At 67.2% G+C, this 18,297-nt stretch carries 14 protein-coding genes and 1 pseudogene; all 15 read right to left on the bottom strand.

The window, feature by feature from the left end; genetic code table 11:
- A pseudogene (locus Q1K33_RS18320) lies at positions 1-1,067 on the bottom strand (DNA-directed RNA polymerase subunit beta'); the annotation flags it as partial.
- 99 nt (positions 1,068-1,166) lie between these two features.
- Complete coding sequence (locus tag Q1K33_RS18315) at positions 1,167-4,646, bottom strand: DNA-directed RNA polymerase subunit beta (RefSeq protein WP_300406185.1); 3,480 nt, start codon at positions 4,644-4,646, stop codon at positions 1,167-1,169.
- Between the two features lie 296 nt (positions 4,647-4,942).
- Positions 4,943-5,803, bottom strand: coding sequence for a DnaJ domain-containing protein (locus Q1K33_RS18310; protein WP_300406184.1), 861 nt, complete (start codon positions 5,801-5,803; stop codon positions 4,943-4,945).
- Positions 5,800-6,570 (bottom strand): hypothetical protein, encoded by a 771-nt coding sequence (locus Q1K33_RS18305; protein WP_300406183.1) that lies wholly within the window; start codon positions 6,568-6,570, stop codon positions 5,800-5,802. Before Q1K33_RS18305 ends, Q1K33_RS18310 begins: the two co-directional genes overlap by 4 nt.
- Positions 6,537-7,817 (bottom strand): MlaD family protein, encoded by a 1,281-nt coding sequence (locus Q1K33_RS18300; RefSeq protein WP_300406182.1) that lies wholly within the window; start codon positions 7,815-7,817, stop codon positions 6,537-6,539. The genes Q1K33_RS18305 and Q1K33_RS18300 overlap by 34 nt, the downstream gene beginning before the upstream one ends.
- A complete protein-coding gene (locus tag Q1K33_RS18295) occupies positions 7,814-9,298 on the bottom strand; it encodes an MCE family protein (RefSeq protein ID WP_300406181.1) in 1,485 nt (494 codons plus the stop codon). Before Q1K33_RS18295 ends, Q1K33_RS18300 begins: the two co-directional genes overlap by 4 nt.
- Positions 9,295-10,437 (bottom strand): MCE family protein, encoded by a 1,143-nt coding sequence (locus tag Q1K33_RS18290; RefSeq protein ID WP_300406180.1) that lies wholly within the window; start codon positions 10,435-10,437, stop codon positions 9,295-9,297. Before Q1K33_RS18290 ends, Q1K33_RS18295 begins: the two co-directional genes overlap by 4 nt.
- Positions 10,437-11,432 (bottom strand): MCE family protein, encoded by a 996-nt coding sequence (locus Q1K33_RS18285; protein ID WP_300406179.1) that lies wholly within the window; start codon positions 11,430-11,432, stop codon positions 10,437-10,439. Before Q1K33_RS18285 ends, Q1K33_RS18290 begins: the two co-directional genes overlap by 1 nt.
- Positions 11,429-12,478 carry an MCE family protein gene (locus Q1K33_RS18280; RefSeq protein WP_300406178.1) on the bottom strand — a complete coding sequence of 350 codons (1,050 nt, stop codon included), beginning with the start codon at positions 12,476-12,478 and terminating at the stop codon, positions 11,429-11,431. The genes Q1K33_RS18285 and Q1K33_RS18280 overlap by 4 nt, the downstream gene beginning before the upstream one ends.
- Entirely contained in the window at positions 12,475-13,779 is a 1,305-nt protein-coding gene (locus Q1K33_RS18275) for an MCE family protein (protein ID WP_300406177.1), read from the bottom strand. Before Q1K33_RS18275 ends, Q1K33_RS18280 begins: the two co-directional genes overlap by 4 nt.
- A gap of 1 nt (position 13,780) precedes the next feature.
- Positions 13,781-14,608 (bottom strand): ABC transporter permease, encoded by an 828-nt coding sequence (locus tag Q1K33_RS18270; protein ID WP_300406176.1) that lies wholly within the window; start codon positions 14,606-14,608, stop codon positions 13,781-13,783.
- 2 nt (positions 14,609-14,610) lie between these two features.
- On the bottom strand, positions 14,611-15,396 hold the full coding sequence (locus Q1K33_RS18265; RefSeq protein WP_300406175.1) for an ABC transporter permease: 786 nt from the start codon (positions 15,394-15,396) through the stop codon (positions 14,611-14,613).
- Between the two features lie 11 nt (positions 15,397-15,407).
- Positions 15,408-16,361, bottom strand: a complete 954-nt coding sequence (locus Q1K33_RS18260) for an ABC transporter ATP-binding protein (protein ID WP_300406174.1) — start codon at positions 16,359-16,361, stop codon at positions 15,408-15,410.
- A gap of 314 nt (positions 16,362-16,675) precedes the next feature.
- Positions 16,676-17,068 (bottom strand): 50S ribosomal protein L7/L12, encoded by a 393-nt coding sequence (rplL, locus tag Q1K33_RS18255; protein ID WP_300406173.1) that lies wholly within the window; start codon positions 17,066-17,068, stop codon positions 16,676-16,678.
- A gap of 78 nt (positions 17,069-17,146) precedes the next feature.
- On the bottom strand, positions 17,147-17,815 hold the full coding sequence (gene rplJ / locus Q1K33_RS18250; protein WP_300406172.1) for a 50S ribosomal protein L10: 669 nt from the start codon (positions 17,813-17,815) through the stop codon (positions 17,147-17,149).
- Between the last annotated feature and the right edge of the window lie 482 nt (positions 17,816-18,297).

Genomic DNA, 18,297 nt, shown 5'->3' with positions numbered 1-18,297 from the left:
CGCTTGAGGCGGTTGTTGCGGTTGATCACCCGGCGGTACAGGTCGTTCAGGTCCGAGGTGGCGAAGCGGCCACCGTCGAGCTGGACCATGGGGCGCAGGTCCGGGGGGATGACCGGGACGGCGTCGAGGACCATGCCCTCGGGCCGGTTGCCGGTCTTGCGGAACGCGTCGACGACCTTGAGGCGCTTGAGGGCGCGGACCTTCTTCTGGCCCTTGCCGTTGGCGATGGTCTCGCGCAGCGACTCGACCTCGGCCTCGATGTCGAAGCCCTGCAGGCGCTTCTGGATCGCCGTGGCGCCCATGTGGCCCTCGAAGTACTTGCCGAACCAGTTCTTCATCTCGCGGTAGAGGAGCTCGTCGCCCATCAGGTCCTGGATCTTCAGGGTCTTGAAGGTGTTCCAGACCTCGTCGAGGCGGTCGATCTCGCGCTGCGCGCGGTCGCGCAGCTGCTTCATCTCGCGCTCGGCGCCATCGCGGACCTTGCGGCGCGCGTCGGCCTTGGCACCCTCGGCCTCGAGGGCGGCCATGTCCTCCTCGAGCTTCTTGGTGCGGTCCTCGATCGAGGTGTCGCGGCGCTTCTCGAGCATCTCGCGCTGCTGGACGACCTTCGCCTCCAGCGAGGACAGGTCGCGGTGGCGCGCGTCCTCGTCGACGGAGGTGATCATGTAGGCCGCGAAGTAGATGACCTTCTCCAGGTCCTTCGGGGCCAGGTCCAGCAGGTAGCCCAGTCGCGACGGGACGCCCTTGAAGTACCAGATGTGGGTCACGGGAGCGGCGAGCTCGATGTGGCCCATCCGCTCGCGGCGCACCTTGGAGCGGGTCACCTCGACGCCGCAGCGCTCGCAGATGATGCCCTTGAAGCGCACGCGCTTGTACTTGCCGCAGTAGCACTCCCAGTCCCGGGTGGGACCGAAGATCTTCTCGCAGAAGAGTCCGTCGCGCTCGGGCTTGAGCGTGCGGTAGTTGATGGTTTCCGGCTTCTTGACCTCACCGTGGCTCCACCCGCGGATGTCCTCCGCGGTGGCCAGGCCGATCTGAAGCTGGTCGAAGAAGTTCACGTCGAGCACGATGGCTACAACCCTTCGCTTTCCTTGGTTCTTAAGCGCTGATGTAAGAGAGGGACCGAGGTGGCAGGTACGCCGGCGAGCCGGCGTACCTGCGCAGTCTCAGACTTCTTCGACCGACGACGGCTCGCGGCGGGAGAGGTCGATGCCGAGCTCCTCGGCAGCGCGGAAGACGTCCTCCTCCGCGTCGCGCATCTCGATGGCCGTGCCGTCCTGGGACAGCACCTCCACGTTGAGGCACAGCGACTGCATCTCCTTGACGAGCACCTTGAACGACTCGGGGATGCCGGAGTCGGGGATGTTCTCGCCCTTGACGATCGCCTCGTAGACCTTCACCCGACCGGGCACGTCGTCGGACTTGATCGTCAGCAGCTCCTGCAGGGCGTAGGCGGCACCGTAGGCCTCCATCGCCCAGACCTCCATCTCGCCGAACCGCTGGCCACCGAACTGGGCCTTACCACCCAGGGGCTGCTGCGTGATCATCGAGTAGGGGCCGGTCGAGCGTGCGTGGATCTTGTCGTCGACGAGGTGGTGGAGCTTGAGGATGTACATGTAGCCCACCGAGACCGGGTCCGAGAACGGCTCGCCGGAACGGCCGTCGAACAGGCTCGCCTTGCCGGTCTCGTCGATCATCCGCACGCCGTCGCGGTTGGGGATCGTCGAGCCCAGCAGGCCGGTGATCTCGTCCTCCTGCGCTCCGTCGAAGACAGGAGTGGCGACCTTGGAGTTGCCCTCCGCCTTGTCGGCGTGGATCTTGATCAGGCGCTGCTTCCAGTCGGCGCTGTCCTTGTCCTCGGAGAGGTCGAGGTCCCAGCCCTGCTTGGCCAGCCACCCGAGGTGGAGCTCCAGGATCTGACCGATGTTCATCCGGCGCGGCACACCGAGCGGGTTGAGCACCACGTCGACGGGGGTGCCGTCCTCCATGAACGGCATGTCCTCGACCGGCAGGATCTTGGCGATGACGCCCTTGTTGCCGTGACGACCGGCGAGCTTGTCACCGACCGAGATCTTGCGCTTCTGGGCGACGTAGACGCGGACCAGCTGGTTGACGCCCGGGGGCAGCTCGTCGCCGTCCTCGCGGTCGAAGACCCGCACACCGATGACCGTGCCGGACTCACCGTGCGGCACCTTCATCGAGGTGTCGCGCACCTCGCGCGCCTTCTCACCGAAGATCGCGCGCAGCAGGCGCTCCTCCGGGGTCAGCTCGGTCTCGCCCTTGGGCGTGACCTTGCCGACGAGGATGTCACCGGTGGTGACCTCGGCGCCGATGCGGATGATCCCGCGCTCGTCGAGGTCGGCGAGCATCTCCTCGGAGACGTTGGGGATGTCGCGGGTGATCTCCTCCGGCCCGAGCTTGGTGTCGCGGGCGTCGACCTCGTGCTCCTCGATGTGGATCGAGGTGAGGACGTCCTCCTGCACCAGGCGCTGGCTGAGGATGATCGCGTCCTCGTAGTTGTGGCCCTGCCACGGCATGAACGCGACCAGCAGGTTGGTGCCCAGCGCCATCTCGCCGTCGTCGGTGCAGGGTCCGTCGGCGATCGGCGAGCCGACCTCGAGGCGGTCGCCCTCGGCGACCAGCGGACGCTGGTTGATGCACGTGCCCTGGTTGGAGCGGCGGAACTTGTGCAGCTTGTAGGTCGAGTAGGTGCCGTCGTCGTTCATCGTCTCGACCAGGTCGGCCGAGACCTCCTTGACGACCCCGGCCTTCTCGGAGGTCAGCACGTCGCCGGCGTCGACCGCGGCGCGGTACTCGATGCCGGTGCCGACGAAGGGCGAGTCGCTCTTGATGAGCGGCACGGCCTGGCGCTGCATGTTGGCGCCCATGAGCGCACGGTTGGCGTCGTCGTGCTCGAGGAACGGGATCAGCGCGGTGGCGACCGAGACCATCTGGCGCGGCGAGACGTCCATGTAGTCGACCTCGCCGGCCAGCAGCTCGGAGACCTCACCGTCGCGCTGGCGGACCAGGACGCGCTCGTTGACGAAGGTGTTGTTGTCGTCGAGCAGGGCGTTGGCCTGCGCGATGACGTAGCGGTCCTCGTCGTCAGCCGTCAGGTAGTCGATCTTGTCGGTGACGGTGCCGTTCTCGACCTTGCGGTAGGGCGTCTCGACGAACCCGAACGGGTTGATCCGGCCGTAGGAGGCCAGCGAGCCGATCAGGCCGATGTTCGGGCCCTCAGGGGTCTCGATCGGGCACATCCGACCGTAGTGCGACGGGTGGACGTCACGGACCTCCATGCCGGCCCGGTCACGGGACAGACCACCGGGGCCGAGTGCCGAGAGACGACGCTTGTGCGTCAGCCCGGCGATCGGGTTGGTCTGGTCCATGAACTGGCTCAGCTGGGAGGTGCCGAAGAACTCCTTCAGCGCCGCGACGACGGGGCGGATGTTGATCAGCGACTGCGGCGTGATCGCCTCGACGTCCTGTGTCGTCATCCGCTCGCGCACCACGCGCTCCATCCGGGCCAGGCCGGTGCGGAGCTGGTTCTGGATGAGCTCGCCGACCGTACGCATCCGGCGGTTGCCGAAGTGGTCGATGTCGTCGGGGCTCACGTCGATGACGCCCTGGGGCGCCTCGACCTGCTCGCGGCCGTCGTGCAGGACCACGATGTAGCGGATCGCGGCGACGACGTCGGAGATCGTCAGCGTCTGCTGGTCGAAGGCCTGGACCAGACCGAGCTTCTTGTTGATCTTGTAACGACCGACCTTGGCGAGGTCGTAGCGCTTGGGGTTGAAGTAGTAGTTCTTCAACAGCGTCAGCGCGGCCTCACGCGTGGGCGGCTCGCCCGGGCGCAGCTTGCGGTAGATGTCGAGCAGCGCGTCGTCGGGACCCTGGGTGTGGTCCTTCTCCTCGGTGAGCTGGATCGACTCGAACTGCCGCAGCTCCTCCATGACGGCCTCGTAGTCGTACTCCTCGCCGATGTCCTCGGCGACGGCCTGCAGGGCCTTGAGCAGGACGGTGATGTTCTGCTTGCGCTTGCGGTCGAGGCGGACGCCGACCAGGTCGCGCTTGTCGACCTCGAACTCGAGCCAGGCGCCGCGCGAGGGGATCATCCGCGCGGTGTAGATGTCCTTGTCGGACGTCTTGTCGGCGTTGCGCTCGAAGTAGACGCCCGGGCTGCGGACCAGCTGGGAGACCACGACGCGCTCGGTGCCGTTGATCACGAAGGTGCCCTTGGGCGTCATGAGCGGGAAGTCGCCCATGAAGACCGTCTGGCCCTTGATCTCACCGGTGTCGTTGTTGGTGAACTCCGCCGAGACGTAGAGCGGAGCGGAGTAGGTGAAGTCCTTCTCCTTGCACTCGTCGACGGTGTACTTCGGGTCGTAGAAGACCGGGTTCTCGAACGAGAGCGACATCGTCTCGGAGAAGTCCTCGATCGGCGAGATCTCCTCGAAGATCTCGGTCAGGCCCGACTTGCTCGAGACGTCCTCGCCGTTGGCGAGGCGACGCTCGACCACGGCGTTCCACTTCTCGTTGCCGACCAGCCAGTCGAAGCTGTCGGTCTGGAGAGCGAGAAGCTGGGGAACCTCGAGAGGCTCGTCGATCTTCGCGAAGCTGATGCGGCGCGAAGCCGAAACGCTGATGGGGCTGGTGGGACGGGTGGATACAGAGGTGCTGCGCGCGGCCAAGAGACGTCCTTCGACAGAAACGCTGGTGGAGAGCGCCGGACCACCACAGCATCAGCCACCGGGCAGGCTGATGAGTATCTGAGGGCAGGCGCAAAGCGCCACGTTACAGGACATCGAGGCGCGACTCAATACCAGCGCACGTCCGTTGCTTCCCGGAGACGATCGTTGCGATGATGATGAACCCGGCACGCCCTCAGGTCAAGCACCTTCGGCGCCCTACCCGCCGGTAGTGCCGCCCACCGAGCCCGGCCTCAGGACTCGCAGGTGCCGCCGGAGCCGGCGATGAGGCAGTCGACGAGCCACTCGCCGCCGATGTCGCGCATCCGCACCGTGGCCTGGTCCTTGTAGATCACCGGTGTGGTCTGCTGCTTGTTGGTCGTCGGCCGATTGACGAACAGCAGCACGTCGACGAGGTCCTCGCCGGTACGCACGATGCCGGACTCCAGCACCTCGACCGAGACGACCGTCTCGGTGCTCGGGGCGTTGACCGCCACCACGGCCTCGAAGAGCTGCTCGTACTCTCCGGCGTACTCCGGGGTCATGTAGCTGATCGCGGCCTGCTTGTCCTGCTCGAGCTGGCGGTAGTCGTAGGAGAGCACCGGGACGATCGCTGCCTCCGCCGCGGCGCGAGCCGCGGCCACCTCGCGAGCATCGGGCAGTCCGTCGGAGGCCGTGTCGCTCGTGGAGCTCGAGGCTCCGCCGGCGACCAGGGAGATGACCGTGGCGACCAGGAGCAGCACGGCGAGCAGTCCGAGCACGCCGGTGGTCACCGGTCCCGGGCCGCGGGTGGAGCGTCCGGGGGCGACGACTTCGCCGGCCTCGGACGCGTCTGCCTCCCGCCGCGCCGGCGACGACTCCGCGGCCGGCTCCGCCGCCTCGCGGTCCACGACCCCTGCGTCCACCACGGCCTCAGCCTCCGCGTCAGCGGCCAGGGCCCGGTCGTGCTCGGCTCGCCGGTCCTCGTCGAGGAGGACCTCCGCAGCCTTGTTGAGCAGTCGGAAGCGGCGGTCGGTCGGGTCGAGGTCGGCGACCCCGGCCTTCCAGGCAGCGCGGATCTCGGAGACGGACGCGTCGGGCTCCACCTCGAGCACGTCGTACCAGCTGGGGGTCACGAGCCACTCCCCTGCTGCTCATCGGTCGTCGGCTCGTCCGTCGAGGACGGGTCCGGCACGTCGGACGGGTCGAGGGGCGCCTCGGGGTCGATGATCTCCCCGGTCAGCGGTGCGAAGTCGTCGACCAGCCAGGCGTCGTCGGTCCTGACGAGCTGCACGGTGAAGCGGAACGGCTGCGGCTCGTACTCGACCCGGGCGCCGTCCTCGGCCTGCGCGCTGCTGTCGGGGTAGCTGCCCGTGATGACGCCCCCGACCAGAACTGTGGCGCTGTCCTCGTCGACGGACTCGACCCCGGTGCCGTAGAGCTCGACGCCACGGGCGTAGCCCGCCTGGGAGACCGACTGCTCGGCCAGCGTGAGGTTCTCGTCGAAGGAGACCGCGAACTTGGACGTGATCACCTCGCGCACCCCGTCGGCGTACGTGGGGAGTTTGTTGTCCTCGTCCAGGTCCTCCGGACCGTAGGTGTTGACCCGCAGCACGAACTGGTTGGCCTGGCTCATCACCTCGTCGCGCAGCGCCTGGTCGTCCCCGGCGGCGCCTGCTGCGTCGTCGGAGCCCGAGAAGACCTGACCGACACGGTCGAGCGCAGAGGAAGACCCGTCGGTGTCGGCGACGAAGCGATAGGCGAGCACGCCCAGGCAGACCACCGCGACCACCGCGAAGACGGCCGTCAGGATCGTGAGGGTGGAGGTGGCGCTCCCCGGCGAGCCAGGTGAGGAGGTGCCGTCGACGACTAGCTCGCCGTCATCGGCTGGATGTACAGCCACTTCCATGAGTCCTTTCCGAGCGTTGCCGGCGCAACGGTACCCGGCGAGGACAACGCGGCGTCCGGCTTGCCCCAGCTGAGCTCACCGGTCTCCGGGTCGTAGGCGGCCACGACGTCGTCACCGCCGAGCGAGGTGGCGGCGCGCGGCAGGTTCTGCGAGCCGCGTGCGTTGCTCTGGGCGGGCGGCTCGGAGCAGCGCGCGTCCTCGTCCATCGGCTCGCGCGACCCATCCGTGGGAGGCCGTCGCTCGTCGGGGTCGTAGCCCTGGAGGCAGACAGGGGTGTCGGTGATGACCATGCCGAAGTGGGCGTCGAACAGACCGGTGTCCTTCGACTTGGAGACGACCGTGAAGCCGCCTTCCACCACGTAGGGGTAGATCACGAGCACCTGCTGCAGGCCCGGCAGGTTGTCCACGACGATCTCGCCGGTCGTGACCAGGTTGTTGAGCAGCGAGCCGAGCTCGACGCGGTTGTCCTCGATGAACCCGCGCAGCTGGTTGACCGCGAACGACCCGTCGTCGATGACCTTGCGCAGGTCGGGGTCGGCATCGACCAGGGTGCCGCTGAACTTCGAGAGCTGGTCGGCGAACGTGCGGAACGAGCTCTCGGAGGCGAGCTGGCCGTTGAGGACGATGTTGCCGTCGCGGATGAGTCGCTGCGTGACCTCGAAGTTGCGGTCGGCCTCCATCACGAACGAGCTGCCGGTGTCGAGGATCGTCTGCAGGTCCTCGCCGGTGCCCCCGAACGCCTCACCGAGCGCGTTGACCGTGGTGCGCAGGGCGTTCCTGTCCACCGAGCTGACGGTGTCGGACAAGTTGGTCAGGAGCTGGTCGGTCTGGATCGGGATCTCGGTGAGCTCACGCGGGATCTCGGACTCGTCCTCCAGGAAGGGACCGTCGTCGGTCTGCGGCTGGAGCTCGACGTACTGCTCCCCCACGGCCGAGCGGTTGCCCACCAGCGCCTTGGAATCGGTGGGGATCTGGTCCCACTCGTTCTGGATGGCGAGGTAGACGTCGACCCCGTCCGCGGTCAGGACCAGCTTGTCGACGGTGCCGATGCCGACTCCGCGGTAGGTGACCTCGCCACCGGCGAAGATCCCGCCGGAGTCGGCGAAGTGGGCCTGGACGAGGTAGGCGTCGTCACGCACCAGCCGGTCGAGGCGGGCATAGCGCGCCCCGACGAAGCTGACGCCGAGCAGCGTGATCACCACGAAGGCGATCAGCTGGATGCGCGTGCGGCGGGTGATCATCGCAGCACCATCCCCGGTGTCAGGAGGCTGGTCAGGCCGGGATCGAACATCTGCATCAGCTCTCCGTAGGTGGCCCCGCGCTCACCGGGCTGCGCGACGGGCTTCGGGATGTCGAGCTGCTCCGAGGTACCGGTTCGGTTGAGCAGGCCACCGAGCCCGCCCCCGAGGTCGGGCAGGCCGGGCAGTGGCAGACCGGGCAGGTCGGGCAGCGGCAGGCCGCCGCCGCCTCCGCCACCACCGCCACCGCCGCTGGGGCAGAGCACGGGAAGCGGCAGGTTGACGCTCTCGCAGACGACCTCGATGAGTGCTCCCGGCAGGCCGGAGCAGTTGGCGACCGAGGGGTCGTTGAGGCACTCGGCGAGGGCGTCCTGCGCGGCGGCACACAGGTTGGGCAGGTCGATGATCTCGTCCAGCGGCAGGTCGTCGGGGATCTCCTCGAGCGGGAAGCACGGGATGCCCGGGATGTCGGGGAGGTCGGTGAAGTCCAGGTCCAGACGGATCGACAGGTTGGTGTAGTCACCCATCTGCAGGTTGCGAGCGACCTGCGGGTCGCGGCCGACCACCTCGTCCACGAAGGGATAGGTCAGGATGACGCTGAACGAGTCCACCAGGGAGTCCCCGGCGTTGGCGAGCTGGGTCAGCAGCGGCTGTAGCTGGCGCAGCGACTCGACCGTGACGTCCTTGGACCGGTTGATGACCCGGACTCCGACGTCGCTGAGGTTGTCGAGGGCCTGGAGCATGTCGACGAGGCCGTCACGCTGGCGATCGAGCGAGCGCAGGGACGCAGGCAGCTCGTCGAGCGCCTGGTCGATGCTGTCCTGCTGGGCGCGGACGCCGATGGCGAGACGGTTGAGCGACTCGATGGCGTCGACGATGTCAGCCTTGTTGGCGTCGAGCTGACCCATGAAGGTGTCGACCTGACGCAGCAGCGAGCGCGCCGACTCCTCGCGACCGTCCAGGGCGAGGTTGATCTCCTGGGCGATCGTGCGCAGCTGCGGGAGTCCGCCGCCGTTGAGCAGCAGGCTCAGTGCGCCGAGGACCTCCTCGACGTCCGGGTTGGCCCCGGTCCGCTCGAGCGGGATCTCGTCGGCGTCGGCGAGCGTGCCGACCGGCTCCTCCGCGGTGGGAGCCGCTAGCGAGACGAACTTCTCGCCGAGCAGGCTCGTCTGGCGGATCGTGGCGACCGCGTTGGACGGCAGCTGGGTGTCGTTGCGCAGCTCCAGGGTCACCGTCGCGGTCTGGCCGGACAGCTCCACGTCGGTCACCTGGCCCACCGAGATGTCGTTGACCTTGACCGAGGACTGCGGGACGAGGTCGAGGACGTCCTCGAACTCGACTTCGACCGAGATCGGGTCGTCCCCGACGTCCGCGCCGCCGGGAAGCGGGAGGGAGTAGACGTCCAGGTCGCAGGCACTGAGTCCCACGGCGCCGACGACGCCCACGACCAGGAGCCGCAGGCCCCGCGTGAAGGTGGTCCTCATCGCGCCGCCACCTCCGCCAGTCCGCCGAGCGTAGGGTCGAACCTGTCTCCGAACGACGACCCCGTCCCCGGTCCGAAGGCTGCGGTGCGAGGAAGCGGCAGGGACTGGATCAGGTCGCACGTGGAGCCGTCCGGGTCGTTGGCACTGACCAGGGCGCACAGCACGGCCGACGGGTTGTTCTCGATCTCGGTCACCAGGTTTCCGATGTTGGCGTTGGTGTCCAGGGTGCCTGCGTCCGGGTTGTAGGTGAGCGCGAGGTTGTTGAGAGCCAGCGGAGCGATCTTGAGCGTCTCGGCGAAGTTGTCGCGCTGCTTGACGAAGACCTTGACCACGCGGTTGAGACCTCGGATGTTCTGGGTGAGGGCGGTGCGGTTCTCCTGGACGAATCCCCCCACCTCGTCGAGTGCGACGGCGAGGTTCTTCAACGCAGCCGCCAGCTCCTGGCGCTCGCCGGCGAGCAGGGTCGAGACCTGACCGAGGGACTCGTTGAAGTCGCGCACGACGTCGTCGTTCTCGGCCAGCGTGGTGATGAACTGCGACAGCTCGCGGGTCGAGTCGAAGAGCTCGTCCTTGTTGTCGTCCAGCGTCTGGCTGAGCTTGGCGTAGTTCTTGATCGTGGTGTTGAAGGCCTGCCCCTGCCCACCGAAGTTGGCAGCTGTGACCTCCAGGAGGTCGGTCAGCGCGCCCTTCTCGTTGGCGCCGTTCGGGCCGAGGGCCACGTTGAGCCGGTCGAGGCCGCTGTAGATCTCGTCGAGCTCCAGGGGCACCTCGGTGCGCTCCTCGATCAGCGCGTTGTCGACCAGCACCTCACCCGAGGTGTAGGCCGGGCTCAGCTGGACGTAGCGGTCACCGACGATCGCCGGCGAGATCACCAGGGCGCTGGCCTCGGCGGGGACCTCGACATCGGAGTCGTACGACATCACGACCTTGACCCGCGTGCCCTCGGGCACCACCTCGTCGACGCGTCCAACGGCCACGCCGAGCACGCGCACGTCGCTGCCCTCGTAGAGGGAGACGGTGCGCGGGAAGTAGGCGGTGACTTGCTTGTCGTCGTCCCCGCCACCGATGAGCACGATGCCGGCGACCACGGCGAAGATCAGGATGACGAACGGGACGGCGAAGCGCTGCGCGGTGGCCATCACGGGTTGCCTCCCGTCAGGATGTCGGTGCCGGCGCCGAGGTTCGGCACGGGCGGAAGGTTCTGGATGTAGGTGTCGAACCACGGACCGTTGCCGAGCGTGTTGGCGAAGACCCGGTAGAACGGCGCCATCAGTCGCAGTGACGCGTCGAGGTTGTCCTCGTTCTTGTTGATCACGTCGAGCACGCTCTTGAGCTGGTCGAGAGCGGGCTTCAGGTCTTCGCGGCTCTGCCGCACGAGGCGCGTGAGCTGGTCGGAGAGCTGCGCGGTGGCGACGAGGACCGCATGGATCTGGTCGCGCCGCTCGACGAGCGAGCGGAAGAGGACGTCGGAGTCCTTCATCAGGGCGATGATGTCGTCGTCGCGGTCGTCGAGGACGGTCGAGACCCGCTTCAGGTTGACCAACAGCGAGTTGATCTCGTCGTCGCGCGCCGCGAGGTTGGACGACAACGCCGAGACCCCGGCGAGGGCGTTGCGGAACTCCTTGGGTGTGTTGCGCGTCAGGTCGGCCAGGACGGTCAGCGACTGCGTGAGCTGGTCGGTGTCCACCTCGTTGGAGGTCTCGGCCAGGCCCTCGAAGGCATTGGTGACGTCGAACGGCGAGGTGGTGCGCTCGTTCGGGATCACGGCGTCGGTCGGCAGCTGGCCCTCCCCTGCGGGAGCCAGCGAGAGGTACTTGGAACCGAGGAGGGTCTTGACGCGGATGGCTGCGCCGGTCTCCTCGCCGAACTCCACGTCGGTCTTGACGGTGAACTCGACCATGACCTCGCCGTTCTCGAGACCGACCTTGTCCACCTGACCGACGCGCACCCCGCCGAGCAGGACCGCGTCGGCGGACTTCAGGCCGGCGGCCTCGTCGAAGGCCGCGTAGTAGGTGTCACCACCACCGATCAGCGGCAGGTCCTGGGCCCGGAAAGCGGCGAGCAGGAGCAGCGCCAGCACGGTGATGCTGGCGGCACCGACGATGACGGGGTTGCGTTCGCGGAAGGGTTTCACCCGAGATCACACCTCTCTGCGCCGACGTTGAAGTCCACCGGGACCGTGACGCCGGGCAGGCTGACCCGGCCCTTGAAGTCACACAGGTAGAAGTTGAACCAGGATCCGTAGATGGCCGTGCGTCCGACCTTCTCCAGCTTGATCGGCAGCACCTGCAGGGCACGGTCGATCTCGGCCTTGCCGTCGTCGAGGTTCTTCGTCAGTCGACGCAGCTGCTTGATGTCCTCCACGAACGGCGCCCGCAGGTCGGTGACCAGGTCGGCGGTGCTCGTGGAGAGCCGCGTGATGCCGTCGAGGGAGTCGAGGATCGCGTTGCGGTCCTTGCGCAGGCCGGCGACCAGGTCGCGGAAGCTGATGATCGTCGCGCTCAGCTGCTCGTCGCGGTCCGCCAGACGATCCAGCACGAAGTCGAGGTTCTCGAGGAGCTGCCCGATGATGGCGTCGCGGTCGGCCAGCGTCTGGGTGACCGAGGCCGTGCTCTCCAGAAGGCTCTCCAACGTGCCGCCCTGACCCTGGAAGACCTGGATGACCTCGAAGGACAGCTTGTTGAGGTCGTCCGGGGACAGCGCCTCGAAGAGGGGCTTGAAGCCGTTGAACAGCAGCGTCAGGTCGAGGGCGGGAGTGGTCTGCTCCATCGGGATCGTGTCGCCCGGGTCGAGCTCCGTAGTGCTTCCGACGTCCTCGGTCAGGGCGATGTAGCGCTGCCCGACCAGGTTGCGGTAGCGGATGGTGGCGTGGGTCGACTCGCGCAGTGCGGTCCCGTCCTGCACCGAGAAGGTGACACGCGCCTGAGCGCCGTCCTCGTCGGCGTCGGAGGCGATCGCCTCGATGTCGCCGACCGTGCCGACCTTCACACCGGCGATGCGCACGTCGTCGCCCTTGTTCATCCCGGTGACGTCGGCGAAGACGGCCTGGTAGTCCTTGCTGCCCTGGAAGGAGAGGTTGCCGATCGTCACCACCAGCACCCCGGTGGCCAGGGTCGTGACGACGATGAAGACGAGCAGCCTGGTCAGGTCGGCCGAGGTCTTCTTGTCCAAGAGCTTCATTGCAGGCTCACCGAGGCCCCTCGTGCCATCGGAGCCACCAGCAGCGGACCGAGATCGCCCACCTGGTCGGCGGGGACGCCGAGGCTCGGCGCGATCAGACTGCGGTAGAGCGAGGACTCGGCCTCGCCGCCCATGAAGCCTTGGCCGTCGCGGAAGGCGTACGACGTCGCCACACGGCTGGTCCCCTTGCCGGTCGGCTCGTCGACGCCGTCGTCGAAGTCAGGTTGGCGCTTCACTGGATTGTCCTGGTTCCACGGAGGGTCGGGCAGGTTGAGGCAGTTGGGTCCGCGTGTCTCACCGATGCGGGGCTGGTCGTTGACGTTGTAGGCCCGCGGCTGGCGCGGCAGCGTCTCCAGCACGATGTGCAGGGTGAAGTTGCGGAAGGCCTCGGCCTGGTACTGCCCGGCCGTCACGATGCCGGCCGTCAGGCAGGGGATCTCGGTCGAGTACCGCGATAGCACCCGGAACTGAGCCTGACCGAGCTCGCCGACCCGGACGATGTTCTCCTCGTTGTCGGCCAGGAAGGTCCGGGTGGTCTCGCTGAAGCCGGACACGTCGACGAAGAGGTCGTTGAGCTTCTGCTCGCGGGTCTCCAGGGTGTCGGTGGTGCGCACGGTGTCGTCGAGGATGTCGCCGAGCTGGGGCAGGACGTCGTTGTAGATCTCGGCGACGTCGGCGGTCTTGCGCAGGTCGCGCACGAGACCGGGGATCTCGGGGTTGAGTTTCTTCAGGTAGTCGTCGAAGGTCTCCAGCGTCGCGCCGAGCTGCTCACCGCGGCCCTCCAACGCGGTCTGCAACGCGTTGAGGGTCATGTTGATCTTCTCGGGCTGGACGGTGCGCAGCAGCGGCAACAGGTCGGAGAGGACCCGCTCCACCTCGGTGCTGACCTGCGTCTTCTCGATCACGTCGCCCTGCTCGATGTGCGGGTCGCTGTCCGGGTCGAAGTCGTCGGGTGGGACCAGCGAGACGAACTTCTCACCGAAGAGGGTCTTGGGCAGGATCGAGCCCGTGACGTCCTGGGAGATCATGTCCACCTTGTCGGGGTAGAGCCCCAGGGTGACCACGGCTCCCCCGTCGGCGTCGGCCTCGTAGTCGAGCACCTCGCCGACGAGCACGCCGCGCGTCTTGATGTCGGCGCGCTTGGGCAGCTGGAGCCCGATGTTGGACGTCTTGAGCGTCACCTCGTCGTAGTCGACGAACTGCTTGGTGAAGATCGCGTAGGTCGTGTAGACCCCGAGCACGAGCAGTGCCAGGAAGGCGACGCCGAGCACCTTGTGCATGGCAAGGAGGCGGTTGACCATCTCAGCCTGCCAATCTCACGGTGGTGGTGGTGCCCCAGATGGCCATCGACAGGAACAGGTCGATGACGTTGATCGCCACGATGCTCGTGCGGACCGCGCGGCCCACGGCCACGCCGACACCGGCCGGGCCGCCGGAGGCGTTGAAGCCGTAGTAGCAGTGGATCAGGATGACCACGATGGCGAAGACCAGGACCTTGCCGAAGGACCAGAGGACGTCGCCCGGTGGTAGGAACTGGTTGAAGTAGTGGTCATAGGTCCCCGGACTCTGTCCGTAGAACTGGGTGACCACCAGCCGGCTGGCGAAGTACGACGACAGCAGCCCCACGACGTACAGGGGGATGATCGCGATCAGCCCACCCACCACACGGGTGGCGACCAGGAACGGCATCGACGGGATGGCCATGACCTCGAGCGCGTCGATCTCCTCCGAGATCCGCATCGCGCCGAGCTGCGCGGTGAACCCGCAGCCGACCGTCGCGGCCAGGGCGATGCCGGCCACGAGCGGTGCGATCTCACGGGTGTTGAAGTAGGCCGAGACGAAGCCGGAGAAGGCTGCGGTGCCGAGCTGGTTGAGCGCGGCGTAGCCCGACAGACCCACCTGCGCGCCGGTGAAGAAGGTCAGGCCGAGGATCACGCCGACCGTGCCGCCGATGACCGCGAGCGAGCCGGAGCCGAGCGTGACCTCGGCCAGGATCCGGGCGATCTCCTTGGGGTAGCGGGTGATCGAGCGCGGGATCGCGCGAAGCACACCGATGTAGAAGCTCAGCTGTCCGCCCAGACCGTCGAGCGACTTGAGCGGGGTCTCGTAGACCGACTTGAGGTTGGCCATCGCTAACCCCCCTTCGGTGGGACGAGCTGGAGATAGATCGTGCTCAGCACGAAGTTGACGACGAACAGCAGCAGGAACGTGATGACCACCGACTCGTTGACCGCGTCACCGACGCCCTTGGGTCCGCCGCCCGCGTTCATGCCCTTGTAGCAGGCGACGATCGCCGCGATCAGACCGAAGATCACCGCCTTGACCAGACCGACGTAAAGGTCCGGCAGCTGGGCGAGCGCGGTGAAGCTGGCCAGGTAGGCGCCGGGGGTGCCGTCCTGGAGGATCACGTTGAAGACGTAGCCGCCGCCCACACCGACCACGCTGACCAGGCCGTTGAGGAAGAAGGCCACCATCATCGCGGCCAGCACCCGCGGCACGACCAGCCGCTGGATGGGGTCGATGCCGAGCACCATCATCGCGTCCAGCTCTTCGCGGATCTTGCGGGAGCCGAGGTCTGCGGCGATGGCAGAGCCACCGGCTCCGGCGATCAGCAGGGCGGTGGCGATCGGTCCCGCCTGCTGGATGACGGCGAGCACCGACGCGGAGCCGGTGAACGACTGCGCTCCGAACTGCTTGATCAGGCCACCGACCTGCAGGGCGATGACCGCACCGAACGGGATGGCGACGAGCGCCGTCGGGATGATCGTCACCGAGGCGATGAACCAGGACTGCTGGATGAACTCCCGCAGCTGGAAGGGTCGTCTGAAAAGGGCCCGGAGCACGTCGAGGAAGAAGGCGAAGAGCGTGCCTGCAGTCCCGACGGGCTTGAGCACCCGCGAAGTGATGGAGGTCGACAAGTGAGGCGTCCTCAGACCTTGGTGGTCATCGACATGTTGGCCTCGAAGGACCCCGGAGGAGGCGTGACACCGTTGTCGCGGCACCAGCCTCCCGGCTCACGCTGGCTGCGACGCGGGATCCCCGAGGACGGCTCGAGCTGCATCGGGATCGGCGGCAACGGTGGCAGGTCCTGGTCCTTCTCGGCCTCCAGCTCGTCGGCGTCCTTCTCCTCCGACATGCCGATCGGACCGACCCGCTGGGCGTTGAGGAACTGGCGCACCACCGGCTCCTCGGAGGACAGCAGCATCTCGCGCGGACCGAACATCGCCAGGTGCTTGTGGTAGAGCAAGCCGATGTTGTCCGGCACCGTGCGAGCGGTGTTGATGTCGTGCGTCACGATCAGGAACGTCGCATCGATCTGCGCGTTCAGGTCGACGATCAGCTGGTTGAGGAACGACGTACGCACCGGATCCAGACCCGAGTCGGGCTCGTCGAAGAGCACGATCTCGGGGTCGAGGACCAGACCGCGGGCGATGCCGGCACGCTTGCGCATCCCACCCGAGATCTCACCGGGCAGCTTGTCCTCGGTGCCGAGCAGGCCGACCAGATCCATCTTCTCCAGCACGATCTCGCGGATCTGCGACTCCGACTTCTTCGTGTGCTCGCGCAGCGGGAAGGCGATGTTGTCGTAGAGGTTCATCGAGCCGAACATCGCGCCGTCCTGGAACAGCACCCCGAACAGCTTGCGGATCTCGTAGAGGTCCTTCTCCGAGCACGAGGCGATGTCAGTGCCCTCGATCACGATCGAACCGGTGTCGGGCTTGAGCAGCCCGATCAGCGTCTTGAGGAAGACCGACTTGCCCGTGCCCGACGGACCGAGCATCACGCAGATCTCGCCGGCCGGGATCGTCAGCGACACGTCGGCCCAGATCAGGCTCTTACCGAAGCTCTTGGTCAGGTTGTCAACCTTGATCTCAACACCCATGTCAGTCCTTCTCCTCGACCCGGAACTTCTCGACTTCGGCTTCGACGACCAAGGACACCCGTTGGGGTGACCCCGGGGTCGAGTGGCGTGCAGCACAACCCATGAGTAACAACGCGCACGCAACCGTGAGGTTACGCGGCAAAGTGCTGTGCGTCACGCGATCTCACGATGACGATACAGACCCGTGACGTGGGCCCCACCTGCGGCAACGTGTGGCGGCAGGCAGCACGAAGCGGTCGCCCCCGTGATGGGGACGACCGCTTCGTGGGTGGCACCGGGACGAGGACGGTGCCCTCGTCCTCAGTGCCGGTGCATCACTTGAGGGAGACCGAGGCTCCGGCGCCCTCGAGGGACTCCTTGGCCTTGTCGGCCGTCGCCTTGTCGACCTTCTCGAGGACGGCCTTGGGGGCGGCCTCGACCAGCTCCTTGGCCTCCTTGAGGCCCAGCGAGGTGAGCGCGCGCACCTCCTTGATGACGTTGATCTTCTTGTCGCCGGCAGCCTCGAGGACGACGTCGAACTCGTCCTGCGCGGCGGCCTCGTCGGCGCCGCCACCGGCGCCACCGGCGGCCGGGGCAGCGGCCACGGCCACGGGAGCGGCGGCGGTGACGCCGAAGGTCTCCTCGAACTGCTTCACGAACTCGGAGAGCTCGATCAGGGTCATCTCCTTGAAGGCCTCAAGGAGCTCGTCGGTGCTGAGCTTCGCCATGATGCGAACCTTTCTGTCAGGTGGCTCCGGACGTGGGTACGCCGGGCCGGGTTTCAGGTGGTGGTGTGATGCCTGGAATCAGGCTTCGGTGGTCTCGGCGCCAGCGGCGGGGGTCTCCTCGGCGGCGTCCTCTGCGGACGCCTCCTGCGGAGCCTCGTCGGCGGCAGCCGGGGCCTCCTCGTCAGTGCTTGCGGCAGCCGGAGTACCAGCACCACCTGCGAGGATCGAGGGGTCCTCAGTCGCCTTCGCCTCCAGGGCGCCGGCGAGCCGGGCAGCCTGGGCGAGCGGGGCGTTGAGGAGGTAGACGGCCTGGCTGAGCGACGCGAGCATCGCACCGGCCAGCTTGCCCAACAGAACCTCGCGCGACTCGAGGTCGGCCAGCTTGGCGACCTCCTTCGCGTCGAGGATGTCGCCGTCCAGGACACCGCCCTTGATGATCAGAGCGGGGTTGGCCTTGGCAAAGTCACGCAGACCCTTGGCCGCCTCGACCACGTCGCCGTTGATGAAGGCGATAGCGGTCGGACCGACCAGGAGGTCGTCGAAGCCGGAGATGCCCGCCTGGTTGGCGGCGATCTTGGCCAGCGTGTTCTTGACCACGGCGTAGTTGGCGTCACCACCGAGGGAGCGGCGCAGGTCCTGCAGCTCCTTGACGGTGAGGCCGCGGTAGTCGGTCAGCACTGCGCCGTCGGCGTCGTTGAAGAGCTCAACGATCTCCGCGACGGCGGCTTGCCTGTCTGCCCGCGCCATGGGTCTCCTTCCGGACTGGGAGACCGCTGCCCGGTGCTGGTGGAGAATGACGAACGCCCCGAGCACAGGCTCAGGGCGTTGGATGACTCCGTGGATCCGGGGATCCTGCTCTGAAATCCTGCGCGGGCCGTCCGCATCTCTGCGGCACCTTCGGACGAGCTGCATGCACAGCGCGCCAACCGGCGGTCTCTGGTTTCGAGTGGGAAGACTACGCGGTGGCGTGGGTGGTGCCAAATCGCGGCCGCTAGGTCCTTCGGGCTGGTCTTGGTGGTTGCGGTGGTGGGGGCCGCGCGCGTAGCCGTCCCACGGGTCACATTCGCTCGTCCGTTGGGTAGAGACGACACGAAAACCGCCCTGAAACCTGTCGTATGCGCCCAACCGATGAGGCGATGTGAAGCATGTGACCGGTGTGGCGCCCGCGCATGCGGCGGCGGCGTGGGCGGAGCCCTCGCCGTTGAGCGCGCCGTTCAGTCGACCGGGAG

It is taken from the genome of Nocardioides sp. (assembly GCF_029937575.1).
Lineage (GTDB): Bacteria > Actinomycetota > Actinomycetes > Propionibacteriales > Nocardioidaceae > Nocardioides.
Note: the sequence above shows the minus strand (reverse complement) of the source record. Positions and strands in the feature narration are given on the sequence as shown.